Below are 18,734 nucleotides of genomic sequence, written 5' to 3' on the forward strand. Positions count from 1 at the left end.
GGTCAGATCAGCTTGGCGTCGAGCGTGATCGCGGCGTTGAGCACCTTCGACACCGGGCAGTTCTTCTCGGCCTCGCCGGCGATCTTGGCGAAACCTGCGTCGTCAAGGTTCGGCACCTTGGCGCGGAGGGTTAGTGCCGACTTGCTGATCTTGAAGCCCTTGCCTTCGGGCTCGAGCGTAACCGCGGCCTCGGTCGAGAGCTCGTCCGGCGTGAAACCGGCAAGCTGAAGACCGAAGGCCAGCGCCATGGTGAAGCAGCCGGCATGGGCCGCAGCGATCAACTCCTCGGGATTGGTGCCCTTCTCGTTCTCGAAGCGCGTCTTGAACGAATAGGGCGTCTCGGCGAGCACGCCGGATTCGCTCGACAGATGGCCTGTGCCATCGCGGCCGGTGCCCTTCCAGACTGCTGTTGCTTTGCGGATCATCTCAATTCTCCTTGTTGGGTTTAGCGCCGGCGCTCGGTACCGGAGGAAAGCGACATTGGCACGACCGCCTGTCACCATTCCAACCGGCCGAACGCCGCAGCGGTTCCGTCGGAGCCCCGTTCCGATGGAATCGGAACGACGCTCCGGATTCTTGTTTTGACGCGTTTTCTTCACGCGAACCGGTATCCACTTCGCTCGAAAACGCTCTAATTTCCGATCTGTCCGACGTGGAAGCCGAGCCGGTTCTCGACGTCGCCGGCGCGATGGAAGCCGCGCGCCATCAGCGCCTTGATACGGGCCTGGCTTGCCGGGCGGCCAAGCGCGGCCAGGAACGCATCCCACTCGGGCTTGATCTCGACATCGGGCGGAAGACTGGCGACATCGACCAGGCGCTTGGTCTCGGCAATAGCCTCCTTGTCGAACGACGCGATACGCATGGCGAGCGCCTCGACGAAGCCATCGAGCTCGGCATCCGGCAGCGACCGGTTCACATAGCCGTAGCGTTCGGCGAGATCGCCGCGAATGTCGTCGGCGCCGAGCAGCACTTCGAGCGCACGGCCGCGGCCCATCAGGCGCGGCAGCCGCGCCATCGGTCCGCCACCGGGCACGAGGCCCGCACCGACTTCCCATTGCGACAGGATCGCCTTCTCGCGGCTGGCAAAGCGCATGTCGCTGGCGAGCGCGAGCTCGCTGCCGACGCCGGTGGCGCGGCCCCGGATCGAGGCAATGGAAACCACCGGCGCACGACTGAGACGCACCAGCATGTCGGGCAGCGCCTGGAGACCGGTCGGCCCGGGCGGGATGCCCAGCGAATCCTCCAGCGGCGCGAGGAAGTCGTAATGCGTGATGAAAAAGCCGTCGACGGCACTGTCGAACACGACAACCTTGACTTCCGGATCGGTCTCGATCGCGGTGACGATGTCGCCCAGCAGCGGAAGCTGCCTCGGGCCGAAGATGTTCACCGGCGGCATATCGAAGGTGACGCGCCAATATGACGGCAGGCGGCGCTCCAGGCGGATGTCCTCGGTCGTGAAGGTACGTTCGGGGCGGTTCATTGTTTGCACTCCTGATATGGCGTCGTTCAAGGACGGGGGACACGCGCCGGGTGCGCGCGTCCCCCATGCGGTTCAGATCGACTGGCGCAGCGGGCGGAAGGCGGTGCGCATTTCCGCAGAGAACAGCGCGGGCTGCTCCCAGGCGGCAAAGTGGCCGCCCTTGCCGAGCCGGTTGTAGTGCATCAGCTTCGGGTAGACCTTTTCGGTCCAGCTGCGCGGGGCGGCATAGATCTCGTCCGGAAACACGCTGACGGCGACCGGGATATTGATGTGCTTGGGCTCGAAGAACACCAGCTTGTTCTCCCAGTACAGTCGGGCCGACGAGACCGCGGTGTTGGTGAGCCAGTACAGCGTGATGTTGTCGATCACATCGTCGCGCGACAGCCCTTCCGCCCCGCCGTCGAACACCCGCGCGATCATCGCAGCGCTGCGCGCATCGTGGTCGAGCATCCAGGACGCAAGGCCCGCCGGCGAATCCACGAGGCCATAGAGCGTCTGCGGCCGGTTCGACATCTCGATCGCGTAGCCGAGACCGTGCTTGTAGAAATCGTCGAGCTGGTCGTAGGCAATGCGCTCTTCGGCCGAGAGGTTTGACGGGCGCGTTCCGCCGGGCTGCAGCGCCTTGGCGATGTGATCAGGAACCGTGGCGGGCATGTTGGTGTGAATGCCGACCAATTCCGGCGGCGCGATCACCGCCATCTGCTCCGTCACCGCATTGCCCCAATCACCGCCTTGCGCGACGTAGCGATTGTAGCCAAGCCGCTTCATCAGCACGATCCAGGCACGCGCGATGCGCTGCGGATCCCAGCCGAGCGTCGTCGGCTTGCCGGAGAAGCCATGGCCGGGCAGCGAAGGGATCACGAGATCGAACGCGTCCGCCGCCTTCGCTCCATGCGCGGTCGGATCGGTCAGCGGGCCGACGATCTTCATCTGCTCGATGATCGAACCCGGCCAGCCATGCGTGACGATCATCGGCAGCGCATTCTCGTGCCTGGAGCGGACGTGGATGAAGTGGATGTCGACGCCGTCGATCTCGGTGACGAATTGCGGCAGCGCGTTGAGCCGCGCTTCCACCTTGCGCCAGTCATAATCGTTCTGCCAGTAGCGCACGAGCTGCTGGACCGTGGTCAGCTGCACGCCCTGCGACTGGTCGGCGACGATCTCGCGATCGGGCCAGCGCGTTGCCGCGAGGCGCCGGCGCAGATCGAGCAGATCCTCCTCGGGCACGTTGACGTGGAAGGGGCGGATCGCGCCGCTCGCCGCCGCCTTTGCCGGACGGAGCGGCAACAGGCTCGCAACGCTGGCGGCGACCGCGGTCATCGCGGCCTGGCCCAGCAATTGACGGCGGTCGGGGTTGAGGATGTCGGCGCGTGCTTGCGTGGTCATGTTGGATCTCCCTTGCTTTGGTCGGCACCGTTGACCGAATTCGAAATCGAGACGTCGGCTCGTCGTGCAAGGAGATTGGCGCAGGCACTTCCGATTTGCTCGTTATGGATTGTTAGACCGCGTTAGCCGTTGCGAGCCTGCGCGCTAGAGGCTAGCGATCTTGCGATGCGCGATACAACGCAACACGGCGCGCGATGTCCAAGTCATCGCGCGCCGTGAACGGAGAATGCCACAATGTCAGGAGGGCAGCGGCTGACCGGCCTGTTCGCGCACGATGTAGTCGGCGTACCAGGCCGCCCAGTTGTCGTGTCCGCCGGTTCGCTTCTCGTGCTCGCCATGCGCCACCGCCGCGCGGCGCAGTGCCGCCGCCAGATCGGTCTGCGAGGGGAAATTCGTGCCGTCTGCCTCGATGCGTCCGGGCAGTCGTGTGGTGATCTCCTGGAACAGCCAGCCATTGCCGTCGGGATCGCTGAACGAGGCAAAGGAGCTGTAGCTGCCGCGCTTCGGGTCAACACCGCTGACCCGGATACTGCCGAACAGGTATGGCTCGTCCGGCCCGGCATGAACGTCGCCGCCGCCGTGGAACGGCTCGCTGACCGCGATGCCGCGGCCAAGCAGATCTTGTCGTGCCGCCTCCAGATCGGAGACGATCAGATACAGGCCGCGCACCGAGCCGGGCGCTGCCGCCGTGACGTTCCTGCCGAAGATCACCGAGCAGGCCGAGCCCGGCGGCGTGAACTGGATCACGCGCCAGTCGTCGCCAGAGGAAAAATCGGCGTCCAGTCGCCAGCCGAGGCGCATGTAGAACGCCTTGGCGCGGTCGACGTCGGACACCGGGATCACGACGACCTCGAGCTTCAGATCAACGCTGCGCGACGGCGAGGGTCTGGTCCCGGCTTCGCGATCGATTTCGAGTGTAGCCATGTCGAACTCCCTGATGTGAGGCGCGGGCTCTCAACCGAACCCATTCTTGCAGGCTCAACTTTGCTTTGCAGGCTCAACTTTGCGCAGAACGGCGAATGTCGCTCGTTCTCGAATGCTTGGGCTCGTTAGCGGGTCCGGATACAGTCGAACTTCAAGCGGCCGGCATCACGATGGTCACCCGCGTGCCGCCCTCCCCCGCCTCGCCATGCAACCGCGCGTGGATGCTGCGTGCGAGCCCTTCGAGAATGCGGATGCCGGTGCCCTGAAGCGGCCCGGTGGCGCCGATCCCGTTGTCGGCCACCGTACAGACCCAGGCGCCGTCGCGGTTGTCCATGTCGATGCGGATCAGTGCCCCATTCTTGTTCGGGAAGGCATGCTTTGCCGCGTTCGTGACCAGCTCCGTCAGCATCAGCGCGAGCCGATGACATTGCGATGCCGGCAGCACGCCGCTCTCGATCGCGGCCTCGCAGCGGACGCCCGCCGGCTCCAGCACCGCTTCGGAGAGCGCTCCGCAGAGATTTTCGAAAAAAGCCCCGACGGGGACGGCCGAGTCATCGTCGTTGTCGGACAGGAGCTGATAGAGCCTGCCGAAAGCAACGACGCGCCGCTCGAACCGATCCACCGCAAGCGACACGTCCCTGGTGCCGGCCCGCGTGAAGTCGCGACGGACTGACGCACCCAGCAGCGTCAGCGTGTTCTTCATGCGGTGATGGGACTCCCGCAGCACGAGTTCCCAATCACGCGACTGATCGTCAAGGCTGGCGACAAATTGAGATCGAACGGCACTGGCGTCCGACATGGAGCCGATAACGGACATGATAGCCTCCCATTGGAATAGGACCTAACTCGGAAGCCATACTGGATGCATCGCGCGCGTTTTGCCCGTTAGACGTTGCAAGATTCTGTTATGATCGGCGGCATCACAAACCGGCAGCGGAGGCTGTCGTCGCGACGGTCAAGCCTGCTGACGATTTGTCGCAGTCGCGTCATAAACCGCTCGCGTTTAAGCAAAATTCGCGACGGGTATCCCGCCTGCATTCGGCCGATCCCCACGCGATTTCGCCACTTTCGGTCCGTTTACTGATAACCTCGCTCAGGTAGGTCAAAGCGCAGACGCCAGCCCTTTCACTGGAATCATTGGCCCGTGCCGGACACTAACGACCAGGATTCGACGATTGCCTTCGGTCCATTCCGGCTGCTCGCAAAGTCGCGGCTGCTGGAGAAGGACGGCGCCCCGCTTCACCTTGGCGGCCGCGCACTCGACATTCTGATTTTTCTCGCCGAGCGCGCCGGCGAGGTCGTTGACAAGCGCGAGTTGATCAAGCGCGTCTGGTCCGGCGTGACGGTCGACGAAGGCAGCCTGCGCTTCCACATCACGACGCTGCGCAAGGCGCTGGGCGATGCCGGCGAAGGTGCCCGCTACGTCGTCAACGTCCCCGGACGCGGCTATTGTTTCACCGCCCCGCTGCTTCACCCGGCTCCTTCGGAGAGCCGGACCAGCCCGCCTGTCGCGTCGCCCCACGCGCTGCCCTCACCGCTTGCGAGGATGATCGGGCGGGACGAGGCCGTCGAGAAGATTTCGGCCGAGCTTGCCCTGCATCGCTTCATCACAATTGTCGGCCCCGGCGGGATCGGCAAGACCTCGGTCGCACTTGCCGTCGCGCATGGCGAGCTCACGGCCTTCGACGGCCAGGTGAGCTTCGTCGATTTCGGAGCGCTGACAGATGCCCGACTCGTTCCCGGAACGATTGCGGCAACCCTGGGCCTGACCGTCAATTCCGACGACCCGATGCCGGGCCTGCTGGCGTTTCTGCGCAGCCGGCGGACGCTGCTGGTCTTCGACAGTTGCGAGCACATCCTCGACGAGCTCGCACCGGTGGCCGAGCGGCTCGTCCAGGAGGCGCCGGAGCTGCATATTCTCGCCACCAGCCGCGAATCCTTTCGCAGCGAAGGTGAGCGCGTCCATCGGCTGTTTCCGCTGGATTGCCCGCCAGAGCGCGACGGGCTCGGCATCGCCGACATCCTTGCCTATCCCGCAAGCCAACTCTTCGTGGAACGCATTGCCGAGAGCCTGAGCGAATTCGAGCTCAGCGAGGAGGATGCGCCGCTCGTCGCCGAGATCTGCCGGCGGCTGGACGGCATAGCGCTGGCGATCGAGCTCGCGGCCGGACGTGTGAACGCCTACGGCATTGCCGGGACCGCCTCGCTGCTGGACAGCCGCTTCTCGCTGCTGTGGCGGGGACGGCGCAGCGCAATCCCGCGGCACCAGACCTTAAGCGCCGCGCTCGCCTGGAGCTACGATTTGCTGCCGGCAGCCGAAAGCGCAACGCTGCGCGGATTATCGGTATTCGTCGGGCCCTTCACCCTGGAAGCCGCGCTTGCCGTCGCGTCCTGCCAGGGTATCGGCGAATCCGAGGCCGTCGAAGCCATCTCGAACCTGCTCTCCAAGTCCCTGATCGCGACCTCGCCCGCGGAGCGGCGGCTGCGCTATCGCCTGCTCGACACCACCCGCACCTTCGTCGCCGGCAAGCTGGTCGAGAGCGGCGAAGCGGCCCGCGTCGCGCGTGCCCACGCCGAATATTTCCGCGATTTCCTGCACGACATCGCGCTCAAATCCACGGGCATGCAGAGCGCGGGCGGCTTCCTTCCCTATGCCGACCACCTGCCCAATGTGAGGGCCGCGCTGACCTGGAGCTTCTCGGACGGCGGCGACCGGACGATCGGCGTGGATCTGGCGGCCTCAGCGGCCCAGTTCTTCCTCGAGCTGACATTGCTGACGGAATGCTACCGCTGGACACAGCAGGCGCTTGTATCTCTCGATAAGGGTGTGATCGACAGCCGCCAGGAGATGACGTTGCAGGCCGCGCTCGGCGTCTCCGTGATGTTCACGCAGGGCAATACGGAGGCGGTCCGCTCCGCCTTCACGCGCAGCCTCCAGCTTGCCAGAGAGCTCGAGGACCTGCACTGGCAGCTCTGGCTGCTGCGCGGCTTGCACATCTACCTGACCAGGGTCGGAGATTTTCACGGCGCGCTCGGAACCGGCGAGCAGGGCGAAGGCGTCGCGCGGAAGCTGAATGATCCAGCCGCCACACTGAACGTGGAATGGATGCTCGGCGTCGCCCACCATCTGATCGGCAACCAGGACAAGGCCGTGCAGTGCTGCGAGAGCGCGATGGTGCACAATCCCGGCTCGCAGCGGCTGAACATCGGCCATCTCGGTTATGACGACCGCATCGTTGCACTGGTGGCGCTGGCGCGCGGGCTCTGGCTCACCGGCCGGCCCGATCGGGCCGTCGAGGCGGCCAGATACACGGTGCGCGAGGCCGAGCTGCTCGAACAGCCGCTCACCCTCGGCATTTCCCTGATCTGGACCATCTACGTGTTCCTCTGGGTGGGCGACTGGGCCAGTGCCGAAAGCCTGATCGAGCGGCTGATCGACCATTCGGCGCGGCACTTCCTCGGCCCCTACCACGCGGTCGGCATCGGCCAGAAGGGCGAGCTGCTGCTGCGCCGCGGCGACGTCGCCGGCGGGATCGAGCATCTTCGCCGCAGCCAGGCTACGCTATACGCCACACGGCACCGGATCATGACGACGGTGTTTGCGACCGCGCTTGCCGAGGGTCTCGTCGCGCAGAACCAGCCCGATGAGGCCTTGCGCACGATCGATGAGGCCATCGCCCAGATCCCCGAGCACGGCGAATCCTTCGACATGCCGGAGATGCTCAGGGTCAAGGGCGACATCCTGGCCGGGTCGGGAAATGCCGCGGGGGCCGAGAATTACTTCCGGAAATCGCTCGATCTATCACGCCGGCAATGCGCGCTCGGCTGGGAGCTGCGGGGGACGATCAGCCTCGGCCGCGTCTGGCGTCATGCCGGAAAGGCCGGCGACGCACGCGATCTGCTCGCGCCGCTCCTCGCGCGGTACCAAGAGGGCCTCCAGACCCGTGATCTCGTCGCCGCCAGGGAGCTCCTGGGCGCGCTGAATTGAGAGTATCTTCAACGAGATACCGCCATACTGCCTGCTCGCAACTCCTAACAACTTCTAACACGCCAAGCCGCATCCGCCCCGCCATGGTGGTGACGTTTCACGGTGGATATGGCGGGACATGGCTCTCCTTCACGATGTAATCGATGCCAGCGGCGGTTTGGACCGCTGGAGCAGCTTGAACCGTTTCACGCTCCACCTTTCCGTCGGCGGAATGCTGTTCTCCAGTGCCGGACATGCCAGAGAATTCAAGGATGTGACCGCGGAAGGCTCGACCCGGACGCAATCCGTCCGCTTCACTGGCATCACCGGGGGAGAACACTCAGGCTCCTTTCAACCGGACGCGATCACGATCGAAAGCCTGGATGGCGAGGTGCTGCGGACCTGGCGCAATCCGAGCCTTGCATTTCCCGAGGCCAGTGCCCCCGCGCTTGCGGACGAACTGCATCTCGTCTTCTTCTGCGGCGTCGCGATCTGGAACTATCTGACGATTCCATTCCTGCTCGCTCATCCCGATGTCGTGTTGGAGGAGCTGTCACCGTGGTCTGAAGGCACTGAGACCTGGCGGCGGCTGCGGGCGCAATTCCCCGCGCACCTGATCACCCTCGCGCCCGAGCAGATCTTCTATTTCGACCAGAGCGCGTTGCAACGGCGGACGGATCACGATCTCTTCGGGATGAAGGTAGCGCATTATTCCTGGGCCCATGACAATTTCGCCGGCATCGTGGTGCCGACGCTTCGGCGTGTGCAGACGCTGCAGGCTGATGGAACCGTGATTGCCAGGCCCGTGCTGATGGACGTCGAGATCTTCGACGCCGTGTTCGAGTAGCCGCGGCGACACGCCGCCCTCGCAACGTCTAACACCACATAACGAGCCAACGGCCCAACTTGGGTGCAGATTACGCTTGCGAGCGGCGAACGAACGCAGCAGCTCGACGAAGACTTGCACCGATGTGCTCCACCAGGAGGGAGCGCGTCATTCAGCAAACGCAATCAAGGGAATCCGTGTCATGAAAGTATTGATGGTCATCACCTCCCACGACCAGCTCGGCAACACCGGACGCAGAACCGGCTTCTGGCTCGAAGAGCTTGCAGCCCCCTACTACGTCTTCAAGGATTCCGGCGCGGAGATCACGCTCGCCTCGCCCAAGGGCGGCCGTCCGCCGCTCGACCCCAAGAGCAACGAGCCCGAGTTCCGCACCGACCTGACGGTGCGTTTCGAGAACGATGCGGCGGCGGAGGCCCAGCTCGACGAGACCGTCCGCCTCGACAGCGTCCGGCAGGAAGACTTCGACACGCTGTTCTATCCGGGCGGCCATGGCCCGATGTGGGACCTCGCCGAAGACAAGAACTCGGTCAAGCTGATCGAGTCCTTCCTCGCCGCCGGCAAGACCATCGCCGTCGTGTGTCATTCGACCGGAGCGCTGCGCCACGTCAAGACGCCCGATGGCAAGCCGCTGGTCCAGGGCAAGGAAGTGACCGGCTTCACCAACGGCGAGGAAGAGGACGTGGGCCTGACCAAGGTGGTTCCCTTCCTCGTCGAGGACGAGATGTTGAAGCTCGGTGCCGTCTTCTCGAAAACGGCAAACTGGGGCGTGCACGTCGTCAGCGCCGGCCAGTTGATCACGGGACAGAATCCGCATTCGTCGGGCCCCGCCGCGCAGACGCTGCTCGCCGCCCTCAAGGGCAAGCCGATGGCGAAGGCTTCGTAAAATTCTGGATGCGGTCGCATCTCGGGAGGCGCCCGCGACGGCGCCTCCCGACGCCGCGATATTCCTCGGAGAGGACACGATCATGGACCTGCTTTCCTATGCGAAGACGATCGCAGAGCGCATCGAAGCGGAGGCTGCCCGCGCCACAGTTCCGATGGCGGTTTGCATCATCGACATTCACGGCAACATCATTCTCAAGCACCGTATGAGCGGCGCGCCGACCTTCTCGCTCGAGCTGTCGGAGCGGAAGGCCTATACGTCCGCGCTGGTGGGGCTGCGAACGGCGGAGCTCTCTCCGATGGTCCAGCCCGGACAGGCGCTGTTTCCCCTGATGGGAGTTGCGGGCGGACGCTTCTGCTCGATGGGCGGCGGCGCGCCGCTGCACATCGACGGACAGCTCGTCGCCGGCGTCGGCATCAGCGGCGGGACCGTCGAGCAGGACGTCGACATCCTCGAGGCGGGGCTTCGCGAACCCGCGGCCACCGATACGGTCGATATGAAGATCGAGGTCGTCGTCCTCCCGGTCTCGGACGTCGAGCGCGCCAAGCGCTTCTATGCCGACCTCGGCTGGCGGCTCGACATCGACTATCAGGGCCCAAGCAATTATCGCGTGATCCAGTTCACGCCTCCCGGCTCGGGCTGCTCAGTCATTTTCGGCAGCAACCTCACCATTGCTGCTCCCGGCTCCGTGAAGGGGCTCCATCTCATCGTGTCCGACATCGAGGCCGCATGCGACGACCTGTGCCGTCGCGGCATCACCGTCGGCGAGCCGTTCCACGACCCCGGCGGCATATTCCATCATGCCAGCGTCCAGGACCTTGCCGCCGGCCCGAACCCGCAGCGCAAGAGCTACGCCTCCTACGCCTCGTTCAGCGATCCCGATGGCAACGGCTGGGTGTTCCAGGAGATCACCGCGCGGCTGACGGGACATATCGAGGACGGCGACGAAAGCTTTACGCCCGAGCTCACGGACGTCGTGCGGCGGGCCGAAGCTGCCGCGCGCGCGAGCGCCGGAGCGGGCGATCGCGCCGCGGCCTGACATCGGAGCGACGACATATGAGCATTCCAGCCACCCTCGCCCTCTCTGCCGCCCTTGCCTGCGCGACCGTGCAGGCCTCGGCGCAGGAGCTGCGGTCGAGCCGGCGCTCGATCAGCTATCACAACGTCGAGATCCGGGGCCTCAAGATCTTCTACCGCGAGGCCGGGCCGGCCGACGCGCCGACCGTGCTGCTGTTGCACGGCTTCCCCTCCTCCTCGCGGATGTGGGAGCCCCTGCTGCCGCTGCTGGCCGACAAATATCACCTGATCGCACCGGACTATCCCGGCTTCGGCAACAGCAGCGCGCCGCCGCCGTCCGGCTTCGCCTACACGTTCGACAATATCGCCGGCGTGATCGGCGAGCTCACGGCGAAGCTCGGCCTGAGCCGCTACGTGCTGTTCATGCAGGATTACGGCGGCCCCGTCGGCTTCCGCATGGCGCTGGCGCATCCCGAACGTACCAGCGCCATCATCATCCAGAACGCCGTTTCGCATGAGCAGGGGCTGAGCCCGCTCTGGGAAGCGCGTCGCAGATACTGGGCGGATCCGGCGCACGAACTCGAGGCGCTCAAGGCCAACTTCACCTCTCTGGAGGCGACACGCCAGCGGCACCTCGGTTCCAGCCCGCGCCCGGAACGCTATGATCCGGATACATGGACCGACGAATACGCGTTTCTGACGCGCCCGGGCCAGGCCGAGATCCAGACCGCGCTGTTCCTGGATTACCGGACCAACGTCGCGTCCTATCCCAAATGGCAGGACTGGCTGCGCAAGACGCGGCCACCGACGCTGGTGGTTTGGGGCAAGTACGATCCATCCTTCGCCGTCGCCGGCGCCACGGCCTATCGCGACGATGTTCCGGAGGCGGAGGTTCACATCCTCGAAGCCGGTCACTTCGCGCTGGACGAGGCGACCGACGAGATCGCGTCGCTCGTCCGCGACTTCCTTGCGCGACTGGACGGACACAAGGGCTGAAGACGAAGGCAGGAGGCGCCGACGGCTTCCGCCGGCGCGGCTCTCGACGTCATGATCCACTGCTGCGGGAGCCATGTCCTGCCGAAAGCTCGTTCACTTCTCGCTCATCCTGACGACCACCTTCACCGCATCGAGACGCGCGGCGACCATATCGAGCGCCGAGGCGATGTCCAGTGAACGCCGAGCGCGAACCTCACACCGGTGGGTCGATCGCCACATCAGGTCCGGCGCCATCCTCGCGCCACGCCAATCGGCGCAAAGACTTGAAACATCTGAGAAAGTCGACCTCTCTGCGACGGGCTGTCACACCATGTTCGCGCACACAAAATCTAACACATCCTAATCATCACTAACGGGCTTCTTGTCCGGCTCACGCCTATCCTCTGAGCATGGAAAACCTTCTCGAAAGCCTTGTTGAAAGCTTTGGGCTTGGGGGTTTGCCGGTCGCCGCCAGCGGCCGCGATGCCAAGAGAGGACGAGCGATGTTTACCGACTTGCAGGCGGCGCCTGCCTGGATTGAACTTCAGGCCGAGCCGCGCGATCACCAGCTCCGCCAGGCAGCACAGGCGATCCCGAGGGAACGCGGGTGGCGCCGGATCGACCGCGGCCCGGAGGCGGCGATCGAGGACATCACGATTTCGCGATGGGAGGATTTCAGAGACAGCTCTTCGCACGACGCGACGACGCCGGAGGATCGCTACTTCGTCGGAATTGCCCTGAAGGCCACGCGTGCGAAATTGACCCGTGACCGCCAGGTCATTTTCGACGGCACCATGCCCGCAGGGACGCTTTATGTCAGCGCACCGTCGAAGCCTCTCGCCGCACAATTCCAGGCGCCTTGCGCTTTCCTGCACTTCCATATCTCCGCCGATCATTTCCCGGCGCAATCGCCTGCCGCGGAAGGACTTGGCGACCTCGTCCTGCTGCGCGACCCGCTCGCGGCCGAGCTCGCCAGGGCGCTGACCGAGCATGGCGATGCCGCGGACCGGGAGTTCACACGCTGCGTCGGCCAGACCCTTGCGATGCATCTGGCCCGGCTGGAGCCGCCGCGTGCCAGGGTCAACGCCTTGCCGAAATGGCGGCTGCGGCGCGTTGAGCAATATATCGCGGACAATTTCGACCGCTGCATCAGCCTGTCCGAACTCGCCAATGTCGCCGGCCTGTCCAGAATGCACTTTGCAGCACAGTTCCGCGCCGCGACCGGCTACCGTCCGCGCGAATATCTGCTCAATCACCGGATCGAGAATGCGAAGACGCTGCTCGCGACGACCGGGCGGCCGCTGGCCGAAATCGCGCTTGCCGTCGGGTTCAGCACCCAGGCGCATTTTTCGACCGTCTTCAAGCGCATCAGCGGCCAGTCTCCGGCACGCTGGCGCCTCGCCAGCAAGGCCGAGCCTCTCGCAGCGGAAGCGCTGCCGCGGCGCCGTCCTGCTGCAGACAGGGACTGGATGGCCAGCGCGGCCGCGTAGCTCGTCCTTTCGACACGACAGGCGACATGGCGTTGCGGAATACGCGTCTGGTTTGGTCTGCAACGTTTCGAACGTAGTGCCCTGCCACTTGTGCCGGCTCGCGCCCTCGTCCTCCCGGGCCTACGAGCCACTCGGGGCCGTCCCTGCTCCCACACAGGACGGCCCCTTTTCTTTGTCTGTTGACGGGGATGAAGTTGCGCTCACAGCCTCCACATCGTCATCGCGAGCGCAGCGAAGCAATCCAGACTGCCACCGCGGAAAGACCCTGGATTGCTTCGCTGCGTTCGCAATGACGGGGCAAGGGGCGAACGCCCCGCTACACCGGATCGAACGCCCGGATCGGCGGCAGATTGCCGGTGAATTTCTCCACCTCCACCGTCGTCAGCTGCCCCGTGCAGCCCTGCGCGAAGGACGAGGTGCCGACGTCGCGGGTGAGCACGTTCGGATTGCCGTGGACGCAGAGCGGCGCGTCGTCCTCGGGGTCCATCGGGTCGTACCAGGCGCCGGTCGGGAGCTGGACCACGCCGGGCGCGATGCCGTCGGTGACGTGGACCGCGGCGAGGCAGGCGCCGCGCTCGTTGAACAGGCGGATGATGTCGCCGTCCTTGATGCCGCGCGCGTCGGCATCAACGGGGTTCATGCGCGCGACCTCGCGGCCGCGATGCTTGGCGCCAAGCGAATGTCCGCCGAAATCGAGCTGGCTGTGCAGGCGCGTCACCGGCTGGTTGGCGACGAGGAAGCATGGCGCACCGGGCTTGGGCATGTCGGTCTTGTCGAGCCAGACCGGATGGCCCGGACAATCCGGATCGCCATGGCCGGCGATCTTCGTCGAGAAAATCTCGATGCGGCCGCTCGGCGTCGGCAGGGCGTGAGCGACCGGGTCCTCGCGGAAGCGGCGCAACCGGCCGCCGTCGTCGGGCTGCTGCGGCACGACCAGGCTGCCGCGCTGCCAGAATTCGTCGAAGCTCGGCGCTTCGAGGCCGCGCTTGGCGAGCGAGGCGCGGGTCGGCTCGTAGAGATGTTTTAGCCACTCCCGCGACGTGCGTCCTTCGGTAAAGGGTTCGCGCGCCCCGAGACGCTCGGCAAGATCGGCAAAGATCTCGTAGTCGTCGCGCGCGAGGCCAAACGGCTCGGCGATCCGGTGCATCGCGACCATGAGGGGATCGTTGCTGGAATAGCCGATGTCCTCGCGTTCCAGCGTCATGGTCGACGGCAGCACGATGTCGGCGTGGCGCGCCGTCGCAGTCCAGGCGAGCTCGTGCACGACGAAGGTATCGAGCTGCGCAAAAGCCTTGCGCAGGCGGTTGATGTCCTGGTGGTGATGGAAGGGATTGCCGCCGGCCCAGTAGACGAGGCGGATATCCGGATAGGTGCGCGTCTCGCCATTGTAGCGATAGGTGGCTCCGGGATTGAGCAGCATGTCGGCGATGCGCGCGACCGGGATGAAATCACGGACGCCGTTGCGGCCCTGCCCGAGCGTCGGCCCCGGCACGTCGTTGACGCGGCGGCCGTAATAGCCGATCGCCCCGAGCGAATAGGCGTAGCCGCCGCCGGGCAAGCCGATCTGGCCGAGCGCTGCCGCCAGCACCATGCCCATCCACACCGGCTGCTCGCCATGCTCGGCGCGCTGGAGCGAATGTGAGACGGTGATGAGCGCGCGCTTTCCGGCAAGGCGACGGGCGAGCGTGCGGATCGTGTCCGCGTCAACGCCTGAGACCGCGGCGGCCCACTCGGCGCCCTTCGGCTGGCCATCGCTCTCCCCGGTGAGATAACGCAGGAAGACGGGCCACCCTTCGGTGTAGCGATCGAGGAAGGCCTGATCGTGCAGGTTCTCGCTGACCAGCGTGTGGACGATGCCGAGCATCAGCGCGGTGTCGGTGCTGGGCACGCACGTCATCCATTCGGCACCGGCCTCGACCGGCAGGTCTTCACGCAGCGGGCTGACCAGGATGAACTCGCAGCCGCGCCGGTGCGCCGCCGCCATGGCGCCGCGCTCGACATGCTTGCTGATCGAGCCGCCGGCCACCATGGAGTTCTTCAGCGCCATGCCGCCGAATGCCAGCACGATGTCCGTCTCAGTCGCGATCTGCTCCCAGGTGACGTTGCGCTTGGTGATGTCTTCGTAGCCCGCGAGAATCTGCGGCAGCAGCACCGAGGAGGCGCCCGAGGAATAGGAATTCACCGAACGCACATAGCCGCCCATCGCGATATTGAGGAAGCGATGCACCTGGCTCTGCGCGTGGTGGAAGCGGCCCGCGCTCGACCAGCCATAGGAGCCGCCGAACACGGCGCCGGGCCCGCGCGTGTCGCGGATGCGGCCGAGCTCGTCGCCGAGGAGGTCGAGCGCCTTCTCCCAGCTCACGGAGACGAATTCGTCGCGGCCGCGGCGATCGTCCGGACCGGGACCTCGCTCGAGCCAGCCGCGGCGAATCGCCGGCTGGGCGATGCGCGCCTGGTGCCGCAGTGCGCCGGGGAAATTGTCGATGATGCCGTTCGGATCAGGATCGCCCGCATAGGCCCTGACCTCAAGGCCGGCTGCGCCGTTGCGCGCCGAGAACACGCCCCAATGCGAGGTGTGCGGCTTGAAACCGTCGGACAGGTCAAGGCCGGGGTCGGGGAAGCCAATCGTATCGTCCATCATCTGATCCTTGTTCCGGTACATGGTGGCAGTATACCGATCCACGTCCCGATGTCGTCGAGATCAGGGTTGACGGAAACGCTGGGCTCCCGCGCGCAACGCAGGCAGGTGGGGATGCGTGACGGAACGGTCGGCGACGGATCGCCAAAACACGCGATTTCACGCCGATAAGGGCGACCAGGTCGGCCCGGGGTGCGCCCGAGGGTCCTCGACTAGGCAACGCCTTCGGGCACCGCCACATTCAGTTTCGAGGCGAGCGCCAGCAATCGCGAAACAGTTCCCCGCGCGAGCGGAATCCCCGCGCGCGACCGTCTTTCCATTTCCTCAAAGCCGCGCTCGCCCGGCAGGTATACGCTGTCCACCCCGGCCGCGGGCGGCAGGCTCTTGATCGCCGCGCCGAGCCGATCGACTTCAAGGGTGAAGTTGTCGCCGAAGGCTGACGGGTCGAGCACAGCCACCAGACCGTTGCCGCCTGGATCGCCGCCGTGGACGAGCGCCACGGCGATGAGTGGGTTGGCCGTCAGGACGCTGGCGAGAACCTCTATCATCAGAGAGAGGCCCGAACCCTTGGGACCGGCCATCGGAAGGACCGCTTTTGCTTCGCGCGGGTCTGTTGTCGCCTGGCCATTCCCATCGACAGCCCAGCCAACCGGAATCGGCTGACCGGCATCCCTCGCAGCCATGATCTTTCCGAGCGCCACCGATGCCGTCGACATGTCGAGGAGCAAGGGACGATCGGGATTGCCGGTCGGCGCGGCAATCGCGATCGGGTTCGTTGAGACGCCCTCTGCGCTGGATCCGTGATAGATCATCAGCGGTTTCGAAGCCGTCATAACAATGCCGATCCGTCCCACCTGAGCGACCTGATGCGCGTAGTATCCGATCGCGCCGGCGTGGCTGATGGAGCGAACCGCGCACCAGCCGATCCCGTGGGTGTCCGCAAGCTCGCTTGCTTTTCGCGCAGCAAGGCTCATTCCGACGGCGCCAGGCGCGCGTTGTGCGTCGATCACCGCCACCGCGCCCTTGCCCGAAACCTGGCGCGGTTCGGCGGCGGGATTGATCAGACCAAGCTCGACCATCTCGACGTAGCGCGGGATCCGCAACACCCCGTGCGAATCGGCGCCGCGCAGATTGGCCCAGACGAGCATGGCGGCCGTCTGATCCGCCTGGTCGGCCGTGAAGCCGCCCGCCCTGAGAAGATCCGCCGCGAACGGTCGGAGCGCATCGGCGCCGATCGCAACCGTGTCTGAAGCGCCCGTCATGCTCAGGCACCGAGCGGAGACGGGAAGAACTTGTCGAGCCAGCCTTTGATGATCGCCTTGGTGCGCGGCGCATCGCCTTCGGCGAGCGGGAAATGCGAGGTGCCGGTGATCAGCACGAGCTCGGCCGGCTGGCCGGCCTTCTCGAACATGCGGATCGACTGCTCCGTCGGCGTGATCGTGTCGTTGGCGGTGTGCAGGAACAGGATCGGACGAGGCGCGATGTTGCCGACGACCTCGTCCGCACGAAAATTGTACATGCTCCACGCGGTCTCGACGGGAATCTCCATGATCGCCTTTGGCGAGAGATTCTTGCGCAGATGCTCCGGGATCGGGACGGCATCGAAGCGGGAGATCCACATGCTCTGGCCGGTGTCCTGCTTTTGCTTGCGTCCTTTCTCCAGAAGCGAGGTGAATTTTGCCCAGGCTTCGGGCGTCGGATGCTGGCCACGGAATTTCCGCTCCCCGTCGCCCCAGCCGCAGGACGAGATCACGCAGGCAAAGCGATCGTCGACGCCGGCGGCGTAGACGGAGACGGCCGCGCCGAAGCTATGGCCGACCACGCCGATCCGCCCAGGATCGACCTCTTCCCTCTCCGCAAGGAACGTCAGCGCGTTCTTGGCGTCCGCGACCTGGTCGAAGCAGCGCACCTGCGCACGTTCACCTTCGCTCTCCCCGCAGCAGCGGAAATCGAAGCGAAGCGCCACATATCCCATCTGCTCGAGCATGCGCGCCTGGATTTCGGCGTGGGATTCGTCCTTCGATCCGACAAAGCCGTGCAGGACGATGAAGGCAGGCAGCCGCTGGCCCGGCTTTCTCGCGTCCGGCACGTGCAGTACGGCCGATAGCTTGAGCCCGTCAGACCGGAAGGTGTGCTTCTCTTGCATTGGCATCTCTCTCGTAGGCTGCGACAGGGGCAGCGCGCTCACGCAGTGCGCACACGGGCAAGGCTGCCCGACTCCCCGTCAGGTGATGGCGGTGAAGGGAAAGTGGAACTGACGCCATTCGAGCGGCGCGGGCGTGCCCCAGACATTCATGCAGCGCACATTGCCCGGGCGCTCGAGATTGGTGATGACATTCGGCACGAAGCCGTCGTCGTCAGCGATGAGAGCCATCGATCCGGAGCACTCGATCATCGCGCCGCTGGAATCGGTGTAATAGGCGTAGGTGTTGTCGCCCGGCCGATGCCGGCCCGGCCCCCACAGCATCTGCCTGTCGAAGCGGTCAAGCAGGTCACCGAGCTTCAGGTAGTCGTTGAACTCCCTGAACTCGAAGGAGTAGTGGTGCAGCCCCACCTTGCCGCGAACGACGCCGACGATGTGATGCTGGCGATTGCCGCCGTACATCCAGCTCAGGCTGTCGTCGACCATGCGTTCGGATATGCGGAGGCCGCAGATCCTCTCGAGCTGCTGGCGCGTTGCAATCGGATCGGGCGACGTCAGATTGAGATGATCCATGCGGTTCGGTCCGACGCCGTGGGTCGGATAGCGCCGACCGTAGATCTGGTCGCGCGTCGGCGTATGCACCTCGAAGCGCAGCCCTTCCGGCGTGGCGAAGGTGACGCCCGCGGCCATGCAATCGAGGCTGGGTTTACGCGAGATGACGCGACATCCGGCGCTCTCGACGCGCGACTCCGCCTCGCGGACGGCATCGACGGTGAGCGCCTCCAATCCGATCGTATGGGTCGCATTCTCGTGCGACCTGAGCAGCACCAGTTCCGCCGCGCGCCCGTTGGAGCTCAACCAGGTCTGCCCCTCGTCCGTGTAGGTGATCTGCAAGCCGAGGATTTCGGTCGCGTCCCGGACCACGGCCTCGATCGCCGTGGTGTTGATTTTCACGTGCCCGACCGCATGAACGATAGGCGGCAT

General features: G+C 65.4%; 16 protein-coding genes. 6 read left to right on the plus strand and 10 right to left on the minus strand.

Features of this window, described 5'->3' with window-relative positions; genetic code table 11:
* Positions 1–2: 2 nt before the first annotated feature.
* From ACE10W_RS29165 to ACE10W_RS29185, 5 genes are all read right to left on the minus strand, one after another.
* On the minus strand, positions 3–425 hold the full coding sequence (locus ACE10W_RS29165) for an OsmC family protein (RefSeq protein WP_011089002.1): 423 nt from the start codon (positions 423–425) through the stop codon (positions 3–5).
* A gap of 206 nt (positions 426–631) precedes the next feature.
* Positions 632–1,480: an enoyl-CoA hydratase/isomerase family protein gene (locus ACE10W_RS29170; RefSeq protein WP_110116859.1), complete on the minus strand. Its 849-nt coding sequence runs from the start codon at positions 1,478–1,480 to the stop codon at positions 632–634.
* 72 nt (positions 1,481–1,552) lie between these two features.
* Positions 1,553–2,866, minus strand: coding sequence for an epoxide hydrolase family protein (locus ACE10W_RS29175; protein ID WP_110116860.1), 1,314 nt, complete (start codon positions 2,864–2,866; stop codon positions 1,553–1,555).
* A gap of 237 nt (positions 2,867–3,103) precedes the next feature.
* On the minus strand, positions 3,104–3,790 hold the full coding sequence (locus ACE10W_RS29180) for a VOC family protein (protein WP_375762220.1): 687 nt from the start codon (positions 3,788–3,790) through the stop codon (positions 3,104–3,106).
* Between the two features lie 151 nt (positions 3,791–3,941).
* Positions 3,942–4,607, minus strand: a complete 666-nt coding sequence (locus tag ACE10W_RS29185; RefSeq protein WP_271551097.1) for a sensor histidine kinase — start codon at positions 4,605–4,607, stop codon at positions 3,942–3,944.
* 327 nt (positions 4,608–4,934) lie between these two features.
* On the opposite strand from ACE10W_RS29185, the gene ACE10W_RS29190 reads away from it, so the two are divergent.
* The 5 genes from ACE10W_RS29190 to ACE10W_RS29210 all read left to right on the plus strand — a co-directional run bounded on the left by ACE10W_RS29190 (position 4,935) and on the right by ACE10W_RS29210 (position 11,500).
* Entirely contained in the window at positions 4,935–7,778 is a 2,844-nt protein-coding gene (locus ACE10W_RS29190) for a winged helix-turn-helix domain-containing protein (RefSeq protein ID WP_110116863.1), read from the plus strand.
* 118 nt (positions 7,779–7,896) lie between these two features.
* Complete coding sequence (locus tag ACE10W_RS29195; protein WP_011089008.1) at positions 7,897–8,604, plus strand: hypothetical protein; 708 nt, start codon at positions 7,897–7,899, stop codon at positions 8,602–8,604.
* A 181-nt stretch (positions 8,605–8,785) separates the two neighbouring features.
* Positions 8,786–9,487: a type 1 glutamine amidotransferase domain-containing protein gene (locus ACE10W_RS29200; protein WP_171463800.1), complete on the plus strand. Its 702-nt coding sequence runs from the start codon at positions 8,786–8,788 to the stop codon at positions 9,485–9,487.
* An 82-nt stretch (positions 9,488–9,569) separates the two neighbouring features.
* On the plus strand, positions 9,570–10,526 hold the full coding sequence (locus ACE10W_RS29205) for a heme-binding protein (protein WP_110116864.1): 957 nt from the start codon (positions 9,570–9,572) through the stop codon (positions 10,524–10,526).
* A 17-nt stretch (positions 10,527–10,543) separates the two neighbouring features.
* On the plus strand, positions 10,544–11,500 hold the full coding sequence (locus ACE10W_RS29210; RefSeq protein ID WP_110116865.1) for an alpha/beta fold hydrolase: 957 nt from the start codon (positions 10,544–10,546) through the stop codon (positions 11,498–11,500).
* Positions 11,501–11,593: 93 nt separating this feature from the next.
* On the opposite strand, the gene ACE10W_RS29215 is transcribed toward ACE10W_RS29210, so the two are convergent.
* The gene (locus ACE10W_RS29215; protein WP_162603708.1) at positions 11,594–11,734 is read right to left on the minus strand and encodes a hypothetical protein; all 141 of its coding nucleotides are present in this window, start codon (positions 11,732–11,734) and stop codon (positions 11,594–11,596) included.
* 248 nt (positions 11,735–11,982) lie between these two features.
* On the opposite strand from ACE10W_RS29215, the gene ACE10W_RS29220 reads away from it, so the two are divergent.
* Complete coding sequence (locus ACE10W_RS29220; protein WP_162603709.1) at positions 11,983–12,969, plus strand: helix-turn-helix domain-containing protein; 987 nt, start codon at positions 11,983–11,985, stop codon at positions 12,967–12,969.
* Positions 12,970–13,285: 316 nt separating this feature from the next.
* Here ACE10W_RS29220 and ACE10W_RS29225 read toward each other — a convergent pair whose 3' ends face one another.
* The 4 genes from ACE10W_RS29225 to ACE10W_RS29240 all read right to left on the minus strand — a co-directional run bounded on the left by ACE10W_RS29225 (position 13,286) and on the right by ACE10W_RS29240 (position 18,734).
* A complete protein-coding gene (locus tag ACE10W_RS29225; RefSeq protein ID WP_162603710.1) occupies positions 13,286–15,607 on the minus strand; it encodes a molybdopterin guanine dinucleotide-containing S/N-oxide reductase in 2,322 nt (773 codons plus the stop codon).
* Between the two features lie 212 nt (positions 15,608–15,819).
* A complete protein-coding gene (locus tag ACE10W_RS29230) occupies positions 15,820–16,869 on the minus strand; it encodes an Ldh family oxidoreductase (protein ID WP_110116868.1) in 1,050 nt (349 codons plus the stop codon).
* A 2-nt stretch (positions 16,870–16,871) separates the two neighbouring features.
* The gene (locus ACE10W_RS29235; RefSeq protein ID WP_110116869.1) at positions 16,872–17,753 is read right to left on the minus strand and encodes an alpha/beta hydrolase; all 882 of its coding nucleotides are present in this window, start codon (positions 17,751–17,753) and stop codon (positions 16,872–16,874) included.
* Between the two features lie 78 nt (positions 17,754–17,831).
* Complete coding sequence (locus tag ACE10W_RS29240; RefSeq protein ID WP_028175707.1) at positions 17,832–18,734, minus strand: VOC family protein; 903 nt, start codon at positions 18,732–18,734, stop codon at positions 17,832–17,834.

Origin of the sequence: Bradyrhizobium sp. B025 (assembly GCF_042257955.1) — a bacterium.
GTDB classification, from domain to species: Bacteria; Pseudomonadota; Alphaproteobacteria; order Rhizobiales; family Xanthobacteraceae; genus Bradyrhizobium; species Bradyrhizobium diazoefficiens.

Coding starts and splice junctions, on each gene's coding strand:
- ACE10W_RS29225 (WP_162603710.1), bottom strand. CDS start 15,607: ATGGACGATACGATTGGCTTCCCCGACCCCGGCCTTGACCTGTCCGAC.
- ACE10W_RS29170 (WP_110116859.1), bottom strand. CDS start 1,480: ATGAACCGCCCCGAACGTACCTTCACGACCGAGGACATCCGCCTGGAG.
- ACE10W_RS29215 (WP_162603708.1), bottom strand. CDS start 11,734: ATGGCGCCGGACCTGATGTGGCGATCGACCCACCGGTGTGAGGTTCGC.
- ACE10W_RS29240 (WP_028175707.1), bottom strand. CDS start 18,734: ATGCCGCCTATCGTTCATGCGGTCGGGCACGTGAAAATCAACACCACG.
- ACE10W_RS29175 (WP_110116860.1), bottom strand. CDS start 2,866: ATGACCACGCAAGCACGCGCCGACATCCTCAACCCCGACCGCCGTCAA.
- ACE10W_RS29205 (WP_110116864.1), top strand. CDS start 9,570: ATGGACCTGCTTTCCTATGCGAAGACGATCGCAGAGCGCATCGAAGCG.
- ACE10W_RS29185 (WP_271551097.1), bottom strand. CDS start 4,607: ATGTCCGTTATCGGCTCCATGTCGGACGCCAGTGCCGTTCGATCTCAA.
- ACE10W_RS29200 (WP_171463800.1), top strand. CDS start 8,786: ATGAAAGTATTGATGGTCATCACCTCCCACGACCAGCTCGGCAACACC.
- ACE10W_RS29180 (WP_375762220.1), bottom strand. CDS start 3,790: ATGGCTACACTCGAAATCGATCGCGAAGCCGGGACCAGACCCTCGCCG.
- ACE10W_RS29195 (WP_011089008.1), top strand. CDS start 7,897: ATGGCTCTCCTTCACGATGTAATCGATGCCAGCGGCGGTTTGGACCGC.
- ACE10W_RS29165 (WP_011089002.1), bottom strand. CDS start 425: ATGATCCGCAAAGCAACAGCAGTCTGGAAGGGCACCGGCCGCGATGGC.
- ACE10W_RS29220 (WP_162603709.1), top strand. CDS start 11,983: ATGTTTACCGACTTGCAGGCGGCGCCTGCCTGGATTGAACTTCAGGCC.
- ACE10W_RS29230 (WP_110116868.1), bottom strand. CDS start 16,869: ATGACGGGCGCTTCAGACACGGTTGCGATCGGCGCCGATGCGCTCCGA.
- ACE10W_RS29210 (WP_110116865.1), top strand. CDS start 10,544: ATGAGCATTCCAGCCACCCTCGCCCTCTCTGCCGCCCTTGCCTGCGCG.
- ACE10W_RS29235 (WP_110116869.1), bottom strand. CDS start 17,753: ATGCAAGAGAAGCACACCTTCCGGTCTGACGGGCTCAAGCTATCGGCC.